The organism is Fusibacter sp. A1 (assembly GCF_004125825.1).
GTDB lineage: Bacteria > Bacillota > Clostridia > Peptostreptococcales > Acidaminobacteraceae > QQWI01.
On the sequence record NZ_QQWI01000046.1, the window covers coordinates 1 to 582 of the forward strand.

The 582-nt window shown below is 42.3% G+C and carries 1 protein-coding gene; it reads left to right on the forward strand.

Features of this window, described 5'->3' with window-relative positions; all coding sequences use genetic code 11:
* A partial coding sequence (locus DWB64_RS19120) for a restriction endonuclease PLD domain-containing protein (protein WP_243119009.1) occupies positions 1-582 on the forward strand: 582 nt, incomplete at both ends.

A 582-nucleotide genomic window follows, 5' to 3' on the forward strand; every position in this document is an offset into this window, starting at 1 on the left:
AATGCTGTAGAGCATGGATTGCGGCATTATAAGAAAAAGGAAGAGTTAAATGAGCAACTGATGATCGCGAATCAATTGATTTGTCGGTTAAAAGAACTGACGAAAGACGACAGCCTTGAAGAGTGGTTGATTGAAGAATCGAAAGTGCTTCGTGGCAGTTATGACAAGCATATAAAACTAGAAGTTTTTAAAGAGAGCATTCCACTAAGTTCGATATCAAAATCGAGCCTTTTTACAGGCAGCAAAGGTGACCCTCAGGTTTATCGTGAACTGAAGCGCGAAATTGCGACTGCGGATAAGGTGGATTTGTTGGTTTCTTTTATCAAACACAGTGGCCTGCGCCTGATTTATGATGATTTGGTAGAGCATACTAAAAGCAAACCTTTAAGGGTGATCACTACAAGTTATATGGGAGCCAGCGATTTAAAGGCGATTGAGCAGCTGAGTAAACTGCCTAATACCGAAGTTAGAATTTCGTATGATACTCAGCGCACTAGGCTTCATGCTAAGGCGTATTACTTTGAAAGGGATACTGGCTTTAGCACGGCCTACATCGGGTCGTCAAACCTTAGTAAGGCGGCG